The sequence below is a fragment of the Succinispira mobilis DSM 6222 genome, from assembly GCF_000384135.1.
Classification (GTDB): domain Bacteria; phylum Bacillota; class Negativicutes; order Acidaminococcales; family Succinispiraceae; genus Succinispira; species Succinispira mobilis.
In genome coordinates this window covers 1,791,246-1,813,974 of record NZ_KB913028.1, presented here as the reverse complement: position 1 = coordinate 1,813,974, position 22,729 = coordinate 1,791,246, and the positions used below count along the sequence as shown (strand labels likewise).

The window sequence follows — 22,729 nt, the reverse complement described above, 5'->3', positions numbered from 1 at the left end:
TAATGTATGCATTGTTAGGTAAAACTTTAAAACATAGTATTTCACCAGAAATTCATGCGGAAATTTTTTCGGAAATAGGCATTGCAGCAGAATATAAGTTACTAGAATGTACTATAGATGATTTGCCACAAATTATTGCACGGGGTGATTATCAAGGGTTTAATGTTACAATTCCTTATAAAGAAGAAGTTTTACAATACATAGATTATATAGACCCAGCGGCTCAACAAATACAAGCAATTAATACGATAGCGTACATTGATGGTAAAATTTGCGGTTATAATACGGATTATACTGGTTTTTCTAGCCTGTTGCTTAAAAACAAAATAATGGTACAAGGCAAAAAAGTGGTTATTTTAGGTGTAGGTGGTTCTGCGAAAATGGTAGCTGCCTATATGTGCAACCAAGGCGCTCAACAGGTGTATTTAGTATCGCGTAATCCTGCTACAAAAGTGGTTGCCACACAGGCGAAGATAATTGACTACAGAGAATTAGAAACAATAGAGCGTGCTGATATTATTGTAAATACAACTCCTTGTGGCATGTATCCTAATATTGCTGACAGTGCTGTTAGTAGAGAGCTTTTGAAGAACTTTCAAGTTGCCATTGATTTAATTTATAATCCGACGGAAACGGTTTTTTTAAGGGATGCTCGAGAACAGGGATTACAAACTGTAAATGGTTTATATATGTTGGTTGCGCAGGCGGTGCATGCTCAAGAAATTTGGCAACAAGTTAAGCTTGAAACTGCGATAATCGAGAGAATTGCAAAAAAAATGCAGGTGTATTATGAAAAATGAGTTGCGACAAAAAAATATCGTATTAATAGGTATGCCAGGAGCGGGAAAAACAACTGTAGGTAAAATAGTAGCGGAAAGATTGCATCGAAAATTCATAGACACGGATGTATATTTAGAACAAAAAGTGTTGATGAGTATTTCGGAAATGTTTGAGGTTAGTGAGACTTATTTTCGCGAACAAGAGCTTCAAGCAATAGCAGAGATAAGCAACAAAAAACAGATTGTTATCGCAACTGGTGGAGGCGTTGTATTGAATCCGCTAAACATTTCTAATTTAAAAAAAAATGGGATAGTATTTTTTCTTAATAGAACTGTGGCAGAAATTTTAAAAAGCTTAAACTCAGAAAAAAGACCATTGTTAAAAGAAAATCCTCAAAAACGTTTGGAAAAATTGTATTTAGAACGCTACAGTTTGTATGAACAGGCAGCAGACTTCAAAATTGACTGTATAGAAAGTGATATTCGCACTAGTGTAGAACAAATAATTAGTATTGTTACAGGTCATGGAATTATAGATAATAAATAAAATAATATAAGTATGAGGCCAATCTTTTGCAATTTAGGGCAAAATATTAGCCTCATACTTGCATAAAGCTAAATTGTGGCATAGAATTAAGGAGAGAAAGATGAAAATAGTTATTATAAATGGCGTAAATATTAATTTATTAGGACTAAGGGAACCAGAAATATATGGGAATATGAATTATGAGAAAATGTTATTGGACTTACGTGCTTTTGCACAAGAAAATCAAATAGAAGTTGATTTTAAACAAAGTAATTACGAAGGGGAGTTGGTAGAGTTTATTCAAACTGCCTATGGTAATTATCAAGGAATAATTATTAATCCTGCGGCATATACTCACTATAGTATTGCTTTGTTAGATGCGTTGAAAGCAGTTGGTTTGCCAGCAATAGAAGTTCATATCAGTAATATTCACAAACGAGAAGAGTTTAGACATAAATCTTACACAGCAAAAGCTTGTATTGGACAAATTTCTGGGCTAGGAGTATATGGTTATAAGTTGGCAATGTTAGCTTTAAAAGAACATTTAAAAAAATAAAGTGAGAGGGTGAATTTTCATGTTGAATTTATTAAAAAAACGTCGGAGCATCTATAATTTAGGCAAAGAGAAGATTGTTTCTCAAACGAAAATAATTGAAGTAGTTGAGCAAACAATTAAACATCTACCATCCTCGTTTAATTCGCAAAGTACTAGGATAGTATTGTTATTTGGGTCGCAACATGAATTGTTGTGGGATAAGACTAAGGATTGTTTGCGAGAAATAGTTCCAGCGGCTGCGTTTGAACAAACAGAAACTAAAATTGATAACTGCTTTAAAGCAGGCTATGCAACGTTATTATTTTATGAAGATCAAGAAGTTGTAGAGCAGTTATGTAAAAATTTTCCTACATACCAAGACAAATTCCCGATTTGGGCAGAGCATGCCAATGCTATGGCGCAATTGGCTTTGTGGACGCAGTTTGCCGATTTGAACTTGGGTGCAAGTTTGCAACATTATAATCCGATCATTGATGAAATGATTATAAAAACCTGGCAAATTCCGAGAAGCTGGAAATTAATTGCGCAAATGCCAGTTGGGAGTATTTCAAAGCCAGCTGAAGAAAGAACATATTTGCCAATAGCAGACAGGGTTTTAATTTACAAATAAAATTCAGCGTGATTGAAGCATACAGGTGATAAGATGGTTAATGCATATTTGCTGGTAGAAATTAGCTATAAAGAAGATCCGGAACTAGAATATATTTTACCGTTGAAGTTAGTGACTTCTTTTTTACGGGAGCAAGCTTGGTCTGGGGCTGATCGACAAGAACTACAGCTTATCTGGAAAAATATTTATGCATATATGTTGGCTAGTGTAAATAATGATTTGGAACCTTTTGTGATTAATGACAAAAACGCACTACGAATTATATTGAAATGGCTCCGTGACTGTGCAGTAGATTTTTTATTTACAGAGCAATCGGCAAAAAAACTATTAGAAGATATAAAAAATCTTCATGTTTTTTTAAATGCTAATCAATTTCAAGTAACAGCGATGGAAACAATAGAAAAATTCCTCAAGACACTTTATACACCAGAAGGGTTATTGAATCTACAAACTCCGCCTAGTAAAAGTAAGGTTATGCATTTAGATTTTGGCAACAGAGCTTTGGCAACAGATCAAAAAAATGTAGTGATTTATCTACGAGAACATATTGCTGAACTAGTGCCTAAAACTTTAAATATTTTAAAAACCAATGCTTATCGAGATTGGGCTGATAAAAGTTTTATGTATTACCAATATTTTTGGGAACTATATTTGCAACAGGAAGAAGATTTTGGAAGCGATAAAATAGTCCCGGATATTTATTCTTTTCATAATAAAGAAGTTGATCCGTATTGCATGTTGAGTTTTGTGGAATATTTGTTATTTGAAGTGCATTTTCCAAAAGTAAAACAACAATTATTAGATAAATTAATCAGTCTATCTAATAAGTTGCCAGGGTTTCAAGCTTTTTTAGAGTTTTATCGCGACTCGCAATTTACTCTTTTTAGAGTTTGTTCTACTAATAGTTATGTAGGTACAACTGTGCAGAATATTTTTAATGAGCAAAAGATTATTTTGCCGAATATCTTTCTTAATTATGAAGAAAATCGAGGGAGAATATTTTTTGCTTATTTTAATCCCAATAAGCAGTTGTTACCTAGTACTATTTTATCGGTAGGAGTTACTGAAAACCAAAAAAAAATGTTTGTGAGACTTGTGAAAAATCTGTATAAGTTTCTAGCAAGGTCTCAACCTTTGAGTTTTGAAGATTTTTTTAAAACTCAAGGTTTGTTTATTAGATATTTGTTAGTAAACACTAATAGTTCAAAGTTTGTCCTAGAAAAATTTGCAAGTTATCTAGGACGACAGGAAAGTTTTAATTATTCAAACTTATTGTTGAAGGAATTAAAGGCTACGGAACGAGAGCTTATCAAGTTGGGCAGAAACCTTAATTTTTCCCAAGAAGATTTAGATAAGCTAACCTGTCTATGGAGAAATTTTTGCAATCTGAGTAGTTTCGAATTGAACATGCTAGAATATTTTAAATTTGCAGTATTGCTTTGCTACTGTGAACTTATTTACCCGGGGAGAATTGTGCAGAAAATAAGAGAAATTTTTGCTTTAGAGGAGAAAATATTGCAAAAATGTATTTCTCAAGTTAAAAATACATTGAACTTGGAGATTAATAATTTACAATATTTAACTGAATATGGTAAAATACAGCTACTTATAAGGTTAAAGAATAAGGAGTAAATTTTTAATGAAATGTCCAAAGTGTGATCAAGAAAATGGTTTGAATTTAGATAAATGTGGCTTTTGTGGGGCAGAATTGACCATACAGGCTAGGACGATGAGCAGTCAAGAAAGAGATGATTTTGCTGGGGTTACAATTGATGATTCTGGGGAAAATAGTGAGTCTAAATCAAGACAGAGCTGGTCGGAACGGGAAGAAAATTATCAACAGCGAAGTAGGGTTTATGTAAAGGGCTTTAATTTTGGCTCTCAACAACGCTCTTTAAGCAATATCTTGTTTTGGCTAGCAATATTGGCGTTTGTATTTTTTGTGTTACCGACATTTATAATGATCGGTTTGGCAATATTTGCAATTTGGTTTGTTTTTAACTTGTTTTCCTAAAATAAAATGATAAAGGCGTGATTAATTAATGAAGTTTAAAAGTACACGTGGTTCAGAAGAACTATTGTTTTCAGCACAGGCAATTTCACAAGGAATAGCTAAAGATGGTGGTTTATTTGTGCCAATAGAAATTCCTCAAGTGGATTTGTCAGAGATTGCGCTTTTAGAAAAAATGAGCTATGCAGAGCGAGCAGAATATATTTTAAAATTTTTCTTAACTGATTATACAGCTCAAGAATTACAATATTGTACTAGCCAAGCTTATAGTCAAGATAATTTTTCAGAGCCTATAGCTCCAGTTGTAAGCCTGGAGGAAAATTTGAGTGTTTTAGAACTCTGGCATGGTAAAACATCGGCTTTTAAAGATATGGCGTTGCAAATTTTGCCGTATTTATTAACAGTTGCTTTAAAAAAAGAAACAAGTGCTAAAAAATTGCTGATACTTGTTGCTACTTCTGGTGACACAGGGAAAGCGGCTCTAGAAGGTTTCAAAGATGTTGCGGGTACAGAAATTATTGTTTTTTACCCTGTTGATGGTGTTAGCGATATCCAAAAATTGCAAATGACTACTCAAGCTGGGGAAAATGTGCATGTATTTGCAGTAAAAGGCAACTTTGATGATGCGCAAACAGGTGTTAAAGAAATATTTGCTAATCAGAATATGGCAGAGAGCATAGAAAAATTAGGATACCAATTTTCTTCTGCAAACTCCATAAACTGGGGACGCTTAGTACCACAAATAGTCTATTATTTTAGCGCTTATATAGATTTAGTAAAACAAAAATCAATAAAATTAGGGGAACAAGTGAATTTTTGTGTGCCAACAGGTAATTTTGGAAATATTTTAGCGGGTTATTATGCTAAATTAATGGGCTTACCTGTACATAAATTTATTTGCGCTTCTAATTTAAATAATGTATTAACTGATTTTATTAATACAGGCGAATACAATCGCAATCGAGAGTTTTATAAAACAAACTCGCCCTCAATGGATATTTTGATATCTAGCAATTTAGAACGATTCTTGCACCAAATCACGGGTGATAGCAGTTTGGTTGCTAAATATATGCAAGAACTGTCGCAAAAAGGTTATTATAAAATTGCAGGACAAACTTTAGAAAAAATAAAAGAAGTTATGCAGGCTTATTGTTTTGATGAAGCACAAACTGAAAAAGCCATTGCTGATGTTTACGCAACTAAGAAGTATTTGTTAGATACGCATACAGCAGTTGCATACTTAGCAGCAGAAAAATACCAACAAGAAACAGCTGATAAAACACATACTGTAGTTTTATCAACAGCCAGCGCTTTTAAATTTAGTCAAGATGTATTGAAGGCTTTAAAACAAGATATTACTGGGCTAGATAGTTTTCAGCAAAATGATTTACTCGAAAAATTAACAGCGCAACCTACGCCAGCGAGGATAAAATATTTGAAAACTGCTAAAGTTCTTCATGAACAGATTATTGATAAGCAAGAAATGTTAGCAGCTATTAAAGCGGTATTATAAATAGTCAGAGGGACTGTTGCCAAACTTAGGTAGCAGTCCTTTTTTGCTTTAATGATTAGATTTATGATAAGATAAAATTCGGATTAAACAGTATTTTACAAGTGAGGGCAAAATGAAAATTTTATTTAGTACATTAAATAGTAAGTACATTCATTCTAATTTAGGAATATATTCTGTTGCTGCTTATTTAGCTAAACAGCAACTAGCTGTTCAAGTAGAAATAAAAGAATATACAATTCAAACGCCTATCTTAAGTATGCTTGCAGATATATATATGTATCAACCTGATATAATAGCATTGGCGACATATATCTGGAATAGACAGGAAACTTTGGCTTTAACAAAAGCAATTAAAAAAGTATTACCAAAGACCATGATAATTTTAGGCGGGCCAGAAGTTTCTTTTGCTGCAGCAGAAGTTTTTTTGACAAATCCCGAGATAGATTATATCGTCCAAGGTGAAGGTGAACAAGTTTTTGCTCAGTTAATTGGGAATTTGTTAAAGAAAGAAACTATACTACCGGCAGGAATAAGCCGAAAAAATGCAATAAGCGAAACAATTGCTATAATTGAAGAATTAGATGAATTACCATTTGTATATAAGCAACTAGATATAGCTTTGGAAAATAAAATAATTTATTATGAAAGTACCAGAGGCTGTCCTTTTAGTTGTACTTATTGTTTGTCGGGAATTACACATAATGTAAGAAAACGTTCTTTAAAGCTGGTATTGGCAGAATTACAGTTTTTTATTGAGAATAAAGTTAAGCAGGTCAAGTTTGTTGATAGAACCTATAATTTAGATTTGAACCATTATTTACCGATTATGGAATACTTGGCAAATCAAGAAACTACTACTAATTTCCATTTTGAGATTAAAGCGGATTTATTAAGTAAAGAAGTTTTAGAATTTCTAGCAACTGTTCCAGTGGGGCGATTTCAATTTGAAATAGGGATACAAACCACTAATCCACAAACTTTGTCAGCGATTAAACGACAAGATAATTGGCAAAATTTACAGGGGAATATTAAACAACTGGTAGCTTTAAAAAATATTCATATTCATGTTGACTTGATTGCGGGTCTACCTTATGAAGATCTCGCGAGTTTTAAAAATTCATTTAACATGGTGTATAATTTGCAAGCAGATGCAGTTCAGCTAGGTTTTTTAAAAATTTTGTCTGGTTCGTTATTGGCTAGGCAACAGCAAGAACATGGGTATAATTATTTGTCACAGCCACCCTATGAGGTATTAAGCAATAAATATATAAGTTATGCAGAACTAAGAATGTTAAAGTTAGTAGAAGATATGTTAGATCGTTTTCATAACAGCAATAAGTATAATAACACTTTGCAGTATTTAATTGTTGAATTTTATGATAAGGATGCATTTAAGTTTTATGAAGAGCTGGCTTTGTATGCAGAAGCTTGCAAACTACACTTGCAAAGTTCTGGGAGTAAGCAAAACTTAGAATTATTTATAAATTTTATAGATAAAAAATTTAATATTAATCAAGCTAGATTAATAAAAGAAATACTGCATTTAGATGTTTTTAGGGCACAAGAAGGATGGCGACGCGAATTTTTTTATTGCCAATCAGAACAAACAGAATTTAACGAAGCTTTTTTGAAATTTTGGCGAGACATAGATTTGGTAAAAAAATATATAGCAAACTATCAATTTACCAATTGGCGGCAAATAAAAAAATTATATCCGATGGAGAGCTTTAGATTCGCGGAACAAGAGAGGATATATTTATTGCTCGCCGAACAAGGCCAACTAATTGAAGTAGCGAAAGAGGACTTTTATGAAAATATATAATAATTATTCGGAATACCTGCGAAATTTATACGGAGGAAAAGTTTATAAATTGCCAATTGCAATTCCAGTAACCTGCCCAAATAGAGATGGTAGTATTGACAACCAAGGCTGCACTTTTTGTGGAGAAATAGGTGCTGGTTATGAAAATTTGCCTTCGGAAATTGGAATAGAAGAACAAATTAAGCAAAACAAGGCTCATATTATTCCTAAATATAAGGCGGAAAAATTTATTGCTTATTTACAAAATTTTAGTAACACTTATCTGCCATTAACAGAATTGTTGCGTAGTGTAGAGCATTGTTGTCAAGAAGATGTAGTGCGGGTAGCTTTATCTACACGGCCTGATTGTATAAGTGAAGCTTATTTAGAAGCTTTAGCGGAGCTTAGACAAAAGAAAAATGTTGATATTAGCATTGAATTAGGTTTACAAACAGTAAATTATAAAAATTTAAAAAAGATTAATCGTGGCCATAGTTTGGCAGAATATCTTGATGCTATGCAAAAACTCAATAAATACAAATTTTATTCTTGTACTCATCTTATCTTAAATCTCCCAGGAGATTCTGTAGAAGATACAATTGAGGCGGCGAAAATAGTTTCAGCAATGAGGAGTACAGAAGTGAAGCTACACGCATTATATATTATAAAAAATACAGAAATGGCAAGAGCTTATCAAGCTGGGGAAATTACTTTGATTACTAAGGATGAATATGTTCAGAGAGTAGTGAGTTTTCTAGAATATTTAGACCCGGCAATAACCTTACAACGGTTAATTGGAAGAGCCCCAGCAAGTCACACCCTATTTAGCAATTGGGGAATTGGCTGGTGGAAAATAAAAGAAGAGATAGAAGCAACCATGCAACAAGAAAACACTTATCAGGGGAGATTATTCAACTATTTAAATGGTAGGGCGTTAAAAAAATTTTCTTGTCTAAGCTAGAAAACACTTGAAAGGATTACTAAGGTTATGAGATTTTTAAATTTAATGCAGCAAACCAAAACTATGCAGGACTTAACTAAGTTAATGGCTACACATAAGCAAATTAGTTTGGTTGGAATTAATGAAGACTATAAGCCTTATGTAGCTGCGGCAGTTATACAACAACAAGCAAATGCAACGATTTTTTTGCTGAAAAACAATAGTCAGTTGCGCAAATACAAGAAGATTATAAAAGAATTATTGCCTGAAATTCCTTGTTTTGAATTATTGCCAGAAGATGAGCTAGATTTTTTGGCGGAAAATGCTAATACTGAATTAAACTGGGCTCGTTTGCAGGCATTAGAGAATATGGCCCAGGCTAAAGCAAGTGTAATATATTTGAATATGGAAACATATTTGCATAAATTTGTGGCTAAGCAAAATTTGCAACAGCGTCAACTAGCTATAATTTGCGGACAGGAAATTTCCAGAGCAGAATTGCTGGCAAACTTGGTTGACTATGGTTATAGTCGAACAGATAAGGTATATGCTACTGGCGAGTTTAGTTTGCGTGGAGACATTTTAGATGTATTTCCTTTGGGTTATGATAACCCAGTACGCTTAGAATTTTATATGGAAAATGTAGATGATATCAGGGCTTTTGACATAGCTAGCCAACGTTCGATAGAACATTTGCCAACTTTGAATTTGTTACCCTTACTAAATAGAGAAAGAAATTTTACTAGTGATATTTTTGCTTATTTAGAGCAGAACGTGTTGATTATTGATGAACCAACAGAACTGATGACGTTGGCCGCTGAGTACTTACAGAGTTTAGAAGAAAATGAGTGTAAACAATATATTACCTATGCAGAATTACAAGAAAAACAAAAAAATATTCGTAGTATTAGCTTGGTTTTTGAACATAGTAGAGCTGGAGGTATTAGTCAGGACGTAAGTAATTTTTTAAACGTTAGTAGTTATCATAAAAAAATAGATATTCTAATTAAAGACATTAAAAATTATTTACAAGAACAATATAGTGTAATTATTGTTCTATCTAATCTTGCCAAGGCGAAAGTATTTAGACAAAATTTTAAAAATGAATTTAACGTAGTTATCTTGGAAGAGACTAGTGTGGGAGCTTTGCAATCAGGAGTATACTGTATTGTTGATAATATTCAAGAGGGATTTTGTTTAAAAGAAGAAAAATTAGTAGTTATTTCGGAAAAAGATATCTATGGTTTAGTAAAGGAACGTAAATTTCAAACCATTGATAAAGAAAGTAAAATAAATTATTTCACTGATATAAAAATAGGCGACTATGTAGTTCATAATATACATGGCATAGGTAAATACATTGGTGTAGATATTATTAAGGTTGAGGGGTTATTACGCGACTATCTGATTTTACAGTATGCAGGTACTGACAAATTATTTGTACCTGTGGAGCAAGTTACGACATTGCATAAGTACATTGGTAATGACGGTGTTACGCCCAAATTATCTAAAATGGGTGGTACAGAATGGAAGCGGCTGAAAAATAAGGCAAAATTGGCAATTACAGATATGGCTGAAGAGTTATTAAGACTATATGCCCGACGTAAATTGGTGCCGGGGTTTGCGTTTCCCGAGGATGATAGTTTTCAAAATGAATTTGAAGAGGCTTTTGTATATGAAGAAACACCTGATCAGTTACGTGCCATTGTGGAAATAAAAAAAGATATGCAAAGCACTCAACCAATGGATAGATTACTGTGTGGTGATGTTGGTTATGGTAAAACGGAAGTAGCTATGCGCGCTGTTTTTAAAGCAGTAGCGGCTAGTAAACAGGTGGCGGTCTTAGTGCCGACAACGGTCCTAGCACGTCAGCATTTACAGACTTTTAGTGAACGAATGAGCGCGTTTGGTGTAAGAGTTGAGGGTTTGAGTAGATTTAATAATGCTAAAGAACAAAAAAATATTATTCAACAACTTGCTGAAGGTAAAATTGATGTTATTATTGCTACGCATCGAATTTTACAAAATGATATTCTTTTCAAAAACTTGGGGTTATTGGTAATCGATGAAGAACAGCGGTTTGGTGTAGCTCAGAAAGAAAAGATAAAGAAAATTGCAACTAACGTAGATGTCCTAACACTTTCTGCTACACCCATTCCGCGAACTTTGCATATGACTTTGCTTACAGCTAAAGACATGAGTGTAATTGAAACGGCTCCAGAAAATAAGATGTCTGTAGAAACTTATGTTATGGGGGAAGCGGAAGCAATCTTAGAGCAGGCAATAAAACGTGAATTAAAACGTGGTGGGCAGGTTTATTATGTAGTACGTTTTATTGAAGATATCGAGGGGGCTGAGAAAAAATTAAAAAAAATTCTACCCAAAGCAAATATTAAAATAGCCCATGGCAGACTACCAGAAGGAATGTTGGAAAAGAATATCATCGCCTTTTATGAAGGTAATTGTGATATTTTACTTAGCACCAGTATTATTGAAAACGGAATTGATGTGCCAACCGCTAATACAATAATCATACAAGATGCGGATAAATTTGGTTTGTCACAGTTGTATCAAATGCGGGGACGAGTTGGTAGAGGTGCGCATTTAGCATATGCATATTTATTATATAGGCCACAAAAAAGTTTATCAGAAATAGCTCAAAAAAGGTTAGAGGCTATACGTAGCTTTACCGAATTAGGCTCAGGTTTCAAAATTGCAATGCGGGATTTGGAAATAAGAGGAGCAGGTAGTATTTTGGGTGACAAGCAACATGGACATGTTCTGAGCATTGGTTTTCAGGCTTATTGTCAATTATTAGAAGAAACAATTGCAGCTTTAAAAGGCGAAACAGTGGCGATTACAAATAACTTTGAGCCCAATATAGATATTGCAGTTAATCTGCATATTAGTCCAGAATATATGCCAGACAATAGCGATAAATTGGAGTTATATAAAAGTTTAGCGATCATTAAAGATGCAAAAGAAGCGCAGGAACTTTTAGATGAACTAATAGACCGCTTTGGCGAGCCACCAAAGGATGTAATAGCAATGATAAGAGTGGCTAGACTCAGAGCTGTTTGTCGTAATTATGGTTTGCGTAGCATGATTGCTAAAGGTAAAGAACTTAGTATTGTTTTTAATCAACAGACAAGCGTGCAAGGGGCTGAAATATTAAAACTGTCTGATATATATTCAAAAAAAATGAAATTTATTCAAGGGGAGTATGCGCGTTTGCAGATAAAACTGGGAGAAAATATAATTGACTACTTAGATCTAACTGAGAAAATAATTAAAATTTTATTGCCAAATATAAAATAAAATGCTTTAATAAGTAGTTGTGTTAGAAAAAGCATTACTAGGAGGCCAAATGGGGCGAGATAAATTTTTAAAAGGAGCATTTATTTTAACGGTAGCAGGAATACTAGTAAAGATAATAGGCTCAGCAAATAGAATATTTTTGTCAAGATTACTAGGTGGTGAAGGCATTGGTTTATACCAAATGGCATATCCAATTTATTTGCTGGCACTTAGTATTTCTTCAGCAGGAATACCAGTAGCAATATCAATAATTGTTGCGGAAAGATTAGCTTTAGGAGATTATCGGGGTGCAAATCGCGTTTTTAAGATTTCTTTGGCTTTGATGAGTATTACAGGTTTAGTCTTTGCCAGCTTACTATTTTTTGGCGCAGATTTTCTAGTCAATGAACAAATTGTACGTGATCCTAGGGCTTATTATTCAATTATTTCTTTAGCGCCAGCAGTGTTTTTTGCGACAATGCTATCGAGTTATCGAGGGTATTTTCAAGGATATCAAATGATGACGCCTACCGCTAGTTCCCAGATTATTGAACAATTTATTCGCGTTATGACCATGATTAGTTTTGCGTACTTATTACTGCCAATGGGAATTGAATATTCAGCAGCTGGAGCTAGTTTTGGGGCGGCCCCAGGGGCTTTATGTGGTTTGTTGGTTTTATTGTATTGTTACTTTAAGCATCAAAAAACTATTGCTGTACAAATTGCAACGCAGAAAGAAACAAAACTGGTATCAGCTAAAACTATTGTTAATAAGATTGTTCGTTTGGCTCTACCAGTTTCTTTAGCAAATATTATGATTCCCGTAGTATCTAGCTTAGATATGCTAATTGTGCCTAAAAGATTAGAAGTTGCTGGTTTTGGTGTCGAACAAGCAACAACTTTATTTGGGTATTTAACAGGAATGGGGTTGCCACTAATCATGATGGCAACAATTCCAACGGCTTCATTGGCTGCCAGTATAGTTCCAGCTATTTCGGAAGCTTACACTTTGACTAATTACGAGAGTGTGAATAAAAAAATTGCAACTGCTCTTAGACTATGTGCCTTGATAACTATTCCTGCAAGTTTGGGGTTACTGGTCTTAGCGACACCAATTTCACAAATGTTGTATGCAACTCCAGCAGCTGGTACTAGTATTGCTGTTTTAGCGCCGGCCATATTTTTTCTAGGATTACACCAAGTAACAACAGGAATTTTACAAGGTTTGGGAAAAACAATTGTTCCAGTTATAAATATGATCATAAGTGCAGGCGTAAAGGTGCTTTTAGCTTGGATTTTAACTGCTAATCCCAGCTACGGTATTATTGGGGCTGCTTTTGCTACAGACATAGATTTTCTTTTGGCGGTAGTTTTGAATGTTTTGTTCTTAAAAAAACAAATACGAGTTAATTTTCCTATAAAAGATATCTTGCGTATTACGCTATCTGCTATTATAATGGGTTATGTGGTGCATTGGAGTCATGGCAAATTGATCGAGGCTTTGATGAGTAATTCTTTAGCTACTTTAAGTTCAATTATTTTAGGTGGTATGGTGTATTGTCTAATGTTAGTTATTACAGGCAGTATTAGTGCTCAAGAAATCCGAGCTATACCTGTAGTAGGTAACAAATTAGCTAATACTATGTTGAAGTTGCGGCTAATTAGGGAGTGAAGAAATTGATTTACATTGTTGGTTTAGGCCCTAGTTTATTGGGTGATATAACTGTGGAAACCATGCAACTGTTGCAAAGTGCTGAAAAAGTGATTTTGCGTACCGAACAACATCCAAGCGTGACACAATTACGCGAAAATAAGTTGGAGTTTGTTTCTTGTGATAATTTTTATGAGTCTAGTGACTCTTTTGACGAGGTTTATGAACGAATTGTGAATTTTTGTTTGCAAGAGAGTCGAAAATATAGTAAGATTGTTTATGCCGTACCAGGTAGTCCGCTAGTAGCAGAAAAAACCGTGCAATTATTAAGAAAAAAAGCTGTTCAAGAGAATATTGCGATAAAAATTTTACCAGCAATGAGTTTTTTAGATTTGGTGTATAGCCGTTTAGCTCTAGATGCTTGTGATGGGTTGAAAATTATAGATGCTTTACAGATTGAAACAGTTCAGGCAAAGGAAAAATTGCCCTTGATAATTACGCAAGTTTATAATAAACAGGTTGCTTCAAATGTAAAACTTACCTTGATGGATTATTATAATGACGAGACTGAGATTGTTTTCTTAAGAAATCTAGGATTAGCAGATGAACGTGTAGAAAAGATTTTTTTATACGAACTTGATCGCCAGCCAGATATCAATCATTTGACAACAGTTTATTTGCCTTATGATGATAGTGTCAATATAAGTGAATTAGCAAATACGGTAGAAGAATTGCGTGCTCCTGCTGGCTGTCTTTGGGATAGAGAACAGACGCATGAAACTATCCGGCATAATTTTATCGAAGAGGTTTATGAAGTTGTTGAGTCAATTGATGACCAAAATGCAACATTGCTTTGTGAAGAATTAGGGGACGTATTGTTACAGGTTGTTTTTCATGCACAAATAGCTAAAGAAGCGGGAGTATTTGACTTACAGGATGTTATCGATGGAATCAATGATAAGTTAATTAGGCGTCATCCGCATGTCTTTGGTAAAATTAGTGTTGCTAGTACCCAAGATATTCTAAAAAACTGGGATAAAATAAAGGCAAGTGAAAAATCAGAGCGAAAATATGTTTTAGATGGAGTCACGAAAGGTCTGCCAGCCTTAATGTGTGCTTATAAATTGCAATCTAAGGCTGCTAAAGTTGGTTTTGATTGGCAAGAAATAGAGCCTGTATATGCTAAAGTTTATGAGGAATTAGAAGAAGTAAAAGTAGCTAAGAATCGACAAGAATTGGAAAAAGAATTGGGTGATTTGCTTTTTGCAGTTACCAACTTAGCGCGACATTATCGGGTTGTACCAGAGCTGGCCTTGAATATTTCCAACAACTGTTTTAGAAAGCGGTTTGCTTTTGTAGAACAATGTGTCTTAAATAGCGGCAGAGAGTGGCAAAATTTTTCTTTGCAAGAATTAGACGAGTTTTGGGAAAAAGCAAAGTTACAGTAATTTAAATTTTAGGACGTTTCGTCTTAGAATATATTAAAAATTATAAATTTTATAGGGGGCATTATTCAATGAACAAAAATGAATTAATCACAAGTGTAGCCGAAAAAACAAGCATGGCCAAAAAAGATGTAGAGAAAGTTATTGCAGCTACTCTAGAAAGCATCAAAGAAGAAGTATCAGGTAAAGGTAAAGTTCAAGTTATTGGTTTCGGTACTTTTGAAGCTAGAGAGCGTAAAGCACGTGTTTGCAAAAACCCACGTACTAAAAAAGAAATGGAAGTTCCAGCTTGTGTAGTACCAGTGTTTAAAGCTGGTAAAGCCTTCAAAGATATGTTTAAATAAGTTTTAATCTTATAAAAAGCTAGGGCAACCTAGCTTTTTTTAGCGAGGTAGCTATGAAAATATTAGTTGTGGATGATGAAGATAATATTCGGGAATTATTAAGGTTTACTTTAGAGAAAAACACGTTTAATGTGCGTGAAGCCAGTGATGGGGAACAAGCCTTGAAAATTTTGACGGAATATTTGCCAGATCTAATTTTATTAGATTTAATGTTGCCTAAAATAGATGGTTTAGAAGTTTGTCGTCGAATAAAGAATAATCCAGCTACAGCAGGAATTCCTATCATAATGCTTACAGCTAGAGCCGAAGAGATTGATAAAATATTGGGCTTGGAATTAGGCGCAGATGATTATATAACTAAACCATTTAGCCCACGTGAGGTAATAGCTAGAGTAAAAGCTGTCCTAAGAAGATTGGGTAATAGCAATGTTAATGAGGGCGAGTTGGTTTTAGGAGATTTGAAAATCAATTTTATTAGTTATGAAGTACATATTTTAGATGAAAAAATAGAATTAACTCCTAAAGAGTACGAGCTTTTAAAGTTGTTTGCAACCAACCTGGGTAGAGTTTTTAGCCGGGAACAATTATTAGAAAAAATCTGGGGTTATGAATATTATGGTGATACTCGTACCGTAGATGTACATATTAGACACTTGCGGTCTAAACTAGAAAAATCAAAACAATTGACTAACGCTATAGAAACCGTACGAGGTGTTGGTTACCGTTTTGCAGATAATAATTAAATTTTACAAAGAGTTAACAAAGCGTTAACTCTTTTTTTTTATTTACATGTTAATATCAATTAGGTTGAAAGATTGGTGGAGGTAAAGAAACGTGTTATTAAAAAAAAATAAAATACAAGTTAAAAAGTTAAATTTATTTTACACTGACAAACAAGCATTGTTTGATATTAATATGGATATGCCTGAAAAAAGTGTTCTTGCTTTTATAGGCCCTTCTGGTTGTGGAAAGTCTACTTTTTTAAAAACAATAAATCGGATGAATGATTTAATTGATAATGTAGTTATTCAAGGGCAAGTTTTGATAGATGGAGTAGACATTTATCATCCTAAAACTGATGTAGTTAATTTGCGAAAAAACGTAGGCATGGTTTTTCAAAGACCAAATCCATTTCCAATGAGCATTTATGATAATGTTATTTATGGGGCTAAAATACATCAAAAATATAGTAGACAAGAGTTAGATCAAATTGTGCAGGAAAGCTTAGAAGGCGCAGCCTTGTGGGAAGAAGTAAAAGACAGATTAAAAGCACCAGCATTTTCACTTTCAGGGGGGCAACAGCAGCGTCTTTGTATAGCACGTTTATTAGCAGTAGAACCAGAGGTTTTACTGATGGATGAGCCTTGTTCAGCTTTGGACCCAATTTCAACAATGAAAATTGAAGAATTGGTATTAAGTTTAAAAAATAAGTACACAATAATTATGGTTACTCATAATATGCAACAAGCCGCTAGGGTTTCTGATCGGACAGCATTTTTTCTAAATGGTGAGATGATTGAATATGATGAGACTAAAAGTTTGTTTACAAATCCGCAAAATATAAAAACCGAGGAATATATTACAGGAAGGTTTGGATAAGATGAAAAGAATACGAGATGAATTCGACAGAGAATTAGAGATCTTACTGCACGATATTCAATCGATGGGGAGAGTAGTAAGTAAGGCTTTAATTGAATCAGTACAAGCCCTGCTAACGGACAATAGAATTTTGGCTGAAGAAGTTATGAAGGTGGAAGAATCAATTGATTTGATGCAAGTTTTAGTAGAAGATAAGTGCATACTGCTAATTGCCTTACAACAGCCAATCGCTACAGATTTGAGGATTTTAAGTACAGCGCTCAAAATTGCAACCGATTTAGAAAGAATTGGAGATTATGCGGAAAATATTGCTAGAATTGCTTGGAAAAAGACTAGTGACAAGCAATTAGGCGAAAAATATCGTAGTTTTGAAAACATGAGCTTGGAAGTAACGGATATGCTAAATAAGGTGTTGCAAGCTTATCAAAATACAGATGTATCTTTAGCGGAATTAGTACATGCTCAAGATGATGTTGTGGATGATTACTGCAAAAATCTACATGCTTGTATAGTCGAAGATATAAAATCTAGTCCACATGATGTAGAGTACCTTGTAAGGCTGTTAGCGGCTTTGCATTATTTAGAACGAGCTGGAGATCATACAACTAATATTGCGGAAAGTGTTGTTTACTTATCTACGGGAAGAAGATTTAAAAATTAAAATGGAGCTGTCGTTAGCAATGGGCTTATATTGCTAAGGCGACAGCTCCATTTAATTTTTAGGTAGTTTAGTGGGGTTTAGGAATGCTAATGGTAAAAGTAGTTCCGAGTCCAACGGTGCTCTCTACCTTTATTTTAGCAGCAAGGAGTTTAGTTATAAATTTAACAATAGATAAACCAAGACCAGTGCCGCCACTGCTACGACTGCGGGCTTTATCTACTCGATAGAAACGATCAAAGATTTTTTCTAATTCGCTATTGGGCATACCTTCGCCAGTATCTTTAATTTTAAAATAAGTATAAGCATTGTCTTCTTCTAGAATTAGAAAAACTTTGCCACCGGCTGGGGTATATTTAATAGCATTTTCCACTAAATTTACTAAGGCTTGTTTTAACCAATCATAATTACTATAGATTAAGTTATTATTAAGATTAGAAACAATGTTTAGTTCGATATTTTTTGTTTGGGCCAGGTTTGATAAATCAGTAACTATTGAGGGGAGCAGATTTTCAATATTTATATTGCTAAGTGTAATTGTATTACGATATTCTGAAGAATCAAGTTTGGCAATTTGAAGAAGATCGTTAATTAAACGTTGCATGCGTAGCGATTCTTCTTGAATTATTTTAGCGAACTTATTTACTAATAATGAATTATCGGCATCATCTTCAATTGCTTCTGCAAAACCGCGAATACTGGTTAGCGGCGTACTAAGTTCATGGGAAGCATTGGCTATAAAGTCGACTTGTTTATCAAAAATACTTTTTAAGGCAGTTATATCATAAAATACACACAAGACATATTTTATTTTGTTACTATAAACTTCAGTAATTGGTGAGAGAAAAACCTGAAAACTTTTGGCCTGTTCTTTAAATTTCAACTTTAGGTCAATAGTTTGTGGGTTGTTGTTATTAATTGTGTCTTGAATTGCTTTATCAAAAACCGAACTTGATAAAATATCTAGGTGGTGTAATGTATCTGAGTTAGTAAATTTATTTATGGGAAAGATACTTAAGGCTTTTTGATTAATAGTTTGAATGCGTCCATCTTGGTCTACGAGGATTACGGCATTATCCATTTTTTCTAAAATAAGTTTTAGTTTAGTTTTTTCTAAAGCTGTTTCTGTAATTTTATCTGCTAGATTGGCGGCTAAGGTATTAATAGTATGGGCTAATAAACCGAACTCATCTTGGGTAGATATTTGCAATTTGTGTTCAAATTTACCAGAAGAAAAAGCTTCTGTGGCAGTAGTTATTTCTTGGAGGGGTGAAATTATATTTTTAGCAAATTTAATACTAACAAATAAAGCGATTATACAAGTTATGAGCAATGCTATAAAAGTAATTTGACGGATTTGTTGAAAATTTTGATTAAACGATTGAGTATTGGCACTTATTAAAATAACATATTGTCCATAGTCTACAGGAAGCGAGGTTGCCATATAAATATAGTTTTCATTAGTTTGAGTGTTTTTGCGGGTGTAGGTATTAATTTTATTAAAATCAGTTTTTAAACTAGCTAAATTTTCGAAACTATTTAAGTCGGGAGTAGTAGTAGCCGAGCTAACTAGAAGGTTTTTATCGATATCGAGGATATGGATATTAATATTATTAACTTTAGCCAGTTCCGTTAGATAAGGTTTGATTGTTGCTTGCTGAAGGTATTCTTTATTATTTGGTTGCATTAGGAAAAATTGAACATTTTTTATAGTGATATGCAAGTTTTCTTTTATGGCATTTAAACTGTAATTATTGAAGATATCTAGCATGTATACAGAAAAAAATATTAAAGAACTGGCGATAAGCGAGAAAAATATGACTATTAACCTATTTAAAATACTTGTTTTAAGCAAATAAATCACCTCTTTAGTTGTTTTAAAAATAATTTAAAAATGCTATACTATTGTAAATGCTCTGGGCATAAAGGAGGAAAGCTTATGTTGAAAAGACGCAGTAAGAAAAAAGAAAAAGTGAGTTTTTTTAAATGTTTCTATATTGGCTTATTGACATTGCTATTAGTTCTTGTTTTAGGCCAGGAATGGAAAATTTATCAAGTGAAAAAAGGGATTGAACGAGCGGAGATGCAACGGCGAGATTTAGTTGCGGAGCAGGAAAAATTAGAAACTGAAATAAAAAATCTGAATGATTTAAAATATATTGAAAAGGTTGCGCGGAGCCAGTATAAGTTAATAAAGCCGAATGAAGTACCAATTGTAATTCGAGAATAATGAACAAAAACGTTATATTTTTAGACGTACAAGGTATTGACTGCAATTATGTCAAAATGGAGGAAAAAATGGAATTAGCTGAGTTAGCTGTTGAATTTGTCAAGAAAAAATTTAGAGAATATTTTATAGACGGTCAAAAAAATACGTTTAAAGATGTTTATATTAAAGGAGCTGAATATATCGGCATTCATAGTTCTGGGAAAGCTTTTAAGGATAGTGATGTAGATAACTTACTAGTCTTAAAAAGAGTGGGAGCTTTAGATATTTGCGCTGAAAGATATGATACGATTATTATAGATGAAAAAACTTGTCTAGTACATGGGGTACTAGACGTGTCAGAACAAACGAAGCTAACAAGAAGCATTCGCTTTAGTATGCTTTGTATTCAAGAAAAACAGCGGTTTAAAGTTGCGCATGCCCATTTTTCAGCAGCTACTGATAGTCAATGTGAAAAATTATATGAACAGTTAGTTTTGAAAACAGCACAAGTAGCTTTAAACGAAAAAAGATTTGAGGTCATAAAGAATAATGCCGAACTAATTTTATTTGATTACTATCCTGACAAAGACAAAGTTGTGTTCGATAAAAATATTGCTAGAAAAAATGGGTTTCCCAAGACTATTAATCGATTTTTAAACAGGATTTTGGCTTATGGGTTATTATACAAAAGTAGTGTAGCTGATTTTTTAGCGGCTTTTGATAAAATAAGGGGTAGTGAAGAGCAAGTTGAAACTGAAATTGTGGTTTGGCGCAATTCTGAATACCGCATGTACAATGTAAGACTACAAAATATTCAAGTAGACGATGTTTTACCAATTTGTGTAATGGGTATCGCGAAAGATATAACAGCAGAAAAACTTTTAGTTCAAGAAAAACAATACAAAGAAATATTAGCCTCAAAAGCTAGCAGTGCTTATGTAGTTAATATAAACAAAGATGAATTCATCGAACCAATTAAGACACTACCAAAAGAATACGCGGCTAATGTAGGGGATAGTTTTTCTAAGTTTATAAACGTATTTGCTAATGAATTTGTACATCCGCAAGATCGCGAACAATATTTGCAAAATTTTTCTGCAGAAAATATAAAAAAACGGTTTGCAGCAGGCAGGTTTCAGTATAGCTTTGGTTACCGCAAAATGATAGATTCCAAGAAATATAAATGGTTGGAAAGCAATGCCTGTCTACTAGAACATAGTATGACTAAAGAGATAATTGCCTATTTTCAAGTAGCTGATATTACTGAGGTTAAGACTAACGAAAAAAGAATGGCTGAAAATGAACGCTATAATAAATTTTTAATAGAAAGCAATACCTTTGTTTTGGAAATGAATATTACTAAAAATATTATTACGCGCGGGAAGGAGTTGCTAATAAAAGATTGCGATGCTTCATGTTCGAGTGATTACACACAGCAAATTTTATTGAGTGCTAAAAAATTTGTACACGAAGAAGATGTTTCGGAGTATTTAGCAACTTTCTCGCGGGAAAATATCTTACAACAATTTTATTCAGGCAATAAAAATATTTATTTAGAGTTTCGGCGCAGGCAAGCAGATGGGACAATACGCTGGATGGTTTGCAAATTATATTTATTAGAGGATAATTTCTCGAAAGAAGTAAAAGGTTTAATGCATATTGAAGATATTGATGAACGAAAAAAACATGAATTGAAACTTATTTATCGTTCGGAAAGAGATGCATTAACTGGGTTTTACAATAAACAAGCTACACAAAAATATGTAGAAAAATTTTTGAATTCAGAAGAGGCACTAAGTGGAGTTCAAGCATTACTACTGTATGATTTAGATTATTTCAAAAATATCAATGATAAGTTTGGACATTTATTTGGGGACAAGGTTTTGGTGGAGATTGCTGATATAGTAAGGAATATTATGGATGCGCGCTCAATAATTGGTAGGGTTGGCGGGGATGAATTTTTGGTTTTCTTACCAGCTGCTAGCAGTCAGCAAAAAGTTTTAGAGATTGCCGAGCTAATTGTAAAAGCCATAAATCGCCAATATAGCAAAGCAGGAAAATTTCAAGAAATTTCGGCTAGTGTGGGGGTTGCTTTTTATCCTGAGCATGGGAAAAATTATAAGCAATTGTATGTTAATGCGGATAAAGCATTATATTTAGCAAAAGATCGTGGCAAAAGCCAGGTTGTGATTTGTGAGAAAAAACAACGAAAATAATTTTTCACAGGTTAACAAAAATATGCTGTATAAATATTATTTATTTTGGAATTGACACTGTAAATCTTAAAAGTGTATAATCAAAGTAGTTTGTATTAAGCAATTATCAAGGAGGCTTATTTTTTATATGTCAATTGAAGTAGGAGCTGTAGTTGAAGGTGTTGTTACTGGCATCACCAATTTTGGGGCGTTTGTCGACTTAGGCGAAGGGAAAATAGGATTAATCCATATTTCAGAAGTCTCAGATGTATATGTAAAAGACGTAAAGGATTTTTTGAAAGAAAAGGATAAGGTTACGGTAAAAGTTTTATCTGTAGATGAGCGCGGGAAAATTGGTTTATCTATAAAACAATTGATGCCACCTAAACCAGTAGAACCAGTTAAACCGCGAGTACCTAATAGAGAAAACCGTTCTTATTCAGATTCTAAAAGAGCACCTAAAATTGCTCCAACTTTAACCTTTGAAGATAAGTTGTCGAAATTTATTAAAGACAGTGATGATCGGTTATTAGACTTAAAAAGAAATACGGAATCAAAACGTGGTGGACGAGGTGCTAGTCGTAAAGGCTAGAAG

20 protein-coding genes are annotated in these 22,729 nt (G+C 33.5%); 19 read left to right on the top strand and 1 reads right to left on the bottom strand.

What is annotated here, in order from left to right; translation table 11 throughout:
• Positions 1-2: 2 nt before the first annotated feature.
• The 16 genes from aroE (at position 3) to phoU (ending at position 17,733) form a co-directional block, all read left to right on the top strand.
• Complete coding sequence (gene aroE, locus SUCMO_RS0108585) at positions 3-800, top strand: shikimate dehydrogenase (RefSeq protein WP_019880276.1); 798 nt, start codon at positions 3-5, stop codon at positions 798-800.
• Positions 790-1,326, top strand: a complete 537-nt coding sequence (locus tag SUCMO_RS0108580) for a shikimate kinase (RefSeq protein WP_019880275.1) — start codon at positions 790-792, stop codon at positions 1,324-1,326. Before aroE ends, SUCMO_RS0108580 begins: the two co-directional genes overlap by 11 nt.
• 100 nt (positions 1,327-1,426) lie before the next feature.
• On the top strand, positions 1,427-1,861 hold the full coding sequence (gene aroQ, locus SUCMO_RS0108575; protein ID WP_019880274.1) for a type II 3-dehydroquinate dehydratase: 435 nt from the start codon (positions 1,427-1,429) through the stop codon (positions 1,859-1,861).
• Between the two features lie 19 nt (positions 1,862-1,880).
• On the top strand, positions 1,881-2,471 hold the full coding sequence (locus SUCMO_RS0108570) for a nitroreductase family protein (protein WP_019880273.1): 591 nt from the start codon (positions 1,881-1,883) through the stop codon (positions 2,469-2,471).
• Positions 2,472-2,483: 12 nt separating this feature from the next.
• Positions 2,484-4,103: a hypothetical protein gene (locus SUCMO_RS0108565; RefSeq protein ID WP_156819275.1), complete on the top strand. Its 1,620-nt coding sequence runs from the start codon at positions 2,484-2,486 to the stop codon at positions 4,101-4,103.
• A gap of 7 nt (positions 4,104-4,110) precedes the next feature.
• Positions 4,111-4,485 carry a hypothetical protein gene (locus SUCMO_RS0108560; protein WP_019880270.1) on the top strand — a complete coding sequence of 125 codons (375 nt, stop codon included), beginning with the start codon at positions 4,111-4,113 and terminating at the stop codon, positions 4,483-4,485.
• Between the two features lie 28 nt (positions 4,486-4,513).
• Positions 4,514-5,995, top strand: a complete 1,482-nt coding sequence (thrC, locus tag SUCMO_RS0108555) for a threonine synthase (RefSeq protein WP_019880269.1) — start codon at positions 4,514-4,516, stop codon at positions 5,993-5,995.
• A 112-nt stretch (positions 5,996-6,107) separates the two neighbouring features.
• Positions 6,108-7,817 carry a B12-binding domain-containing radical SAM protein gene (locus SUCMO_RS0108550; RefSeq protein ID WP_019880268.1) on the top strand — a complete coding sequence of 570 codons (1,710 nt, stop codon included), beginning with the start codon at positions 6,108-6,110 and terminating at the stop codon, positions 7,815-7,817.
• Positions 7,804-8,757 carry a tRNA modification radical SAM protein MnmL/YtqA gene (gene mnmL, locus SUCMO_RS0108545; RefSeq protein ID WP_019880267.1) on the top strand — a complete coding sequence of 318 codons (954 nt, stop codon included), beginning with the start codon at positions 7,804-7,806 and terminating at the stop codon, positions 8,755-8,757. Before SUCMO_RS0108550 ends, mnmL begins: the two co-directional genes overlap by 14 nt.
• A gap of 27 nt (positions 8,758-8,784) precedes the next feature.
• Positions 8,785-12,054 (top strand): transcription-repair coupling factor, encoded by a 3,270-nt coding sequence (gene mfd / locus SUCMO_RS10645; protein ID WP_019880265.1) that lies wholly within the window; start codon positions 8,785-8,787, stop codon positions 12,052-12,054.
• A 49-nt stretch (positions 12,055-12,103) separates the two neighbouring features.
• Positions 12,104-13,705: a putative polysaccharide biosynthesis protein gene (locus tag SUCMO_RS0108535; RefSeq protein WP_019880263.1), complete on the top strand. Its 1,602-nt coding sequence runs from the start codon at positions 12,104-12,106 to the stop codon at positions 13,703-13,705.
• Positions 13,702-15,132, top strand: coding sequence for a bifunctional methyltransferase/pyrophosphohydrolase YabN (gene yabN / locus SUCMO_RS0108530; protein ID WP_245539353.1), 1,431 nt, complete (start codon positions 13,702-13,704; stop codon positions 15,130-15,132). The genes SUCMO_RS0108535 and yabN overlap by 4 nt, the downstream gene beginning before the upstream one ends.
• A 68-nt stretch (positions 15,133-15,200) precedes the next feature.
• Positions 15,201-15,473: an HU family DNA-binding protein gene (locus SUCMO_RS0108525; RefSeq protein ID WP_019880261.1), complete on the top strand. Its 273-nt coding sequence runs from the start codon at positions 15,201-15,203 to the stop codon at positions 15,471-15,473.
• Between the two features lie 53 nt (positions 15,474-15,526).
• Positions 15,527-16,216 (top strand): response regulator, encoded by a 690-nt coding sequence (locus SUCMO_RS0108520; protein ID WP_019880260.1) that lies wholly within the window; start codon positions 15,527-15,529, stop codon positions 16,214-16,216.
• Positions 16,217-16,307: 91 nt separating this feature from the next.
• Positions 16,308-17,072 (top strand): phosphate ABC transporter ATP-binding protein PstB, encoded by a 765-nt coding sequence (gene pstB, locus SUCMO_RS0108515; RefSeq protein ID WP_019880259.1) that lies wholly within the window; start codon positions 16,308-16,310, stop codon positions 17,070-17,072.
• 1 nt (position 17,073) lies between these two features.
• Positions 17,074-17,733, top strand: coding sequence for a phosphate signaling complex protein PhoU (gene phoU, locus SUCMO_RS0108510; RefSeq protein ID WP_019880258.1), 660 nt, complete (start codon positions 17,074-17,076; stop codon positions 17,731-17,733).
• Between the two features lie 67 nt (positions 17,734-17,800).
• On the opposite strand, the gene SUCMO_RS10640 is transcribed toward phoU, so the two are convergent.
• On the bottom strand, positions 17,801-19,417 hold the full coding sequence (locus SUCMO_RS10640) for a HAMP domain-containing sensor histidine kinase (RefSeq protein WP_169336626.1): 1,617 nt from the start codon (positions 19,415-19,417) through the stop codon (positions 17,801-17,803).
• Between the two features lie 252 nt (positions 19,418-19,669).
• Here SUCMO_RS10640 and SUCMO_RS0108500 point away from each other — a divergent pair, with 252 nt between their 5' ends.
• From SUCMO_RS0108500 to SUCMO_RS0108490, 3 genes are all read left to right on the top strand, one after another.
• Positions 19,670-19,960, top strand: coding sequence for an FtsB family cell division protein (locus SUCMO_RS0108500; protein WP_019880256.1), 291 nt, complete (start codon positions 19,670-19,672; stop codon positions 19,958-19,960).
• 68 nt (positions 19,961-20,028) lie between these two features.
• Entirely contained in the window at positions 20,029-22,155 is a 2,127-nt protein-coding gene (locus tag SUCMO_RS0108495) for a sensor domain-containing diguanylate cyclase (protein ID WP_019880255.1), read from the top strand.
• Positions 22,156-22,282: 127 nt separating this feature from the next.
• Positions 22,283-22,726: a S1 domain-containing RNA-binding protein gene (locus tag SUCMO_RS0108490; RefSeq protein WP_019880254.1), complete on the top strand. Its 444-nt coding sequence runs from the start codon at positions 22,283-22,285 to the stop codon at positions 22,724-22,726.
• Positions 22,727-22,729 lie beyond the last annotated feature (3 nt).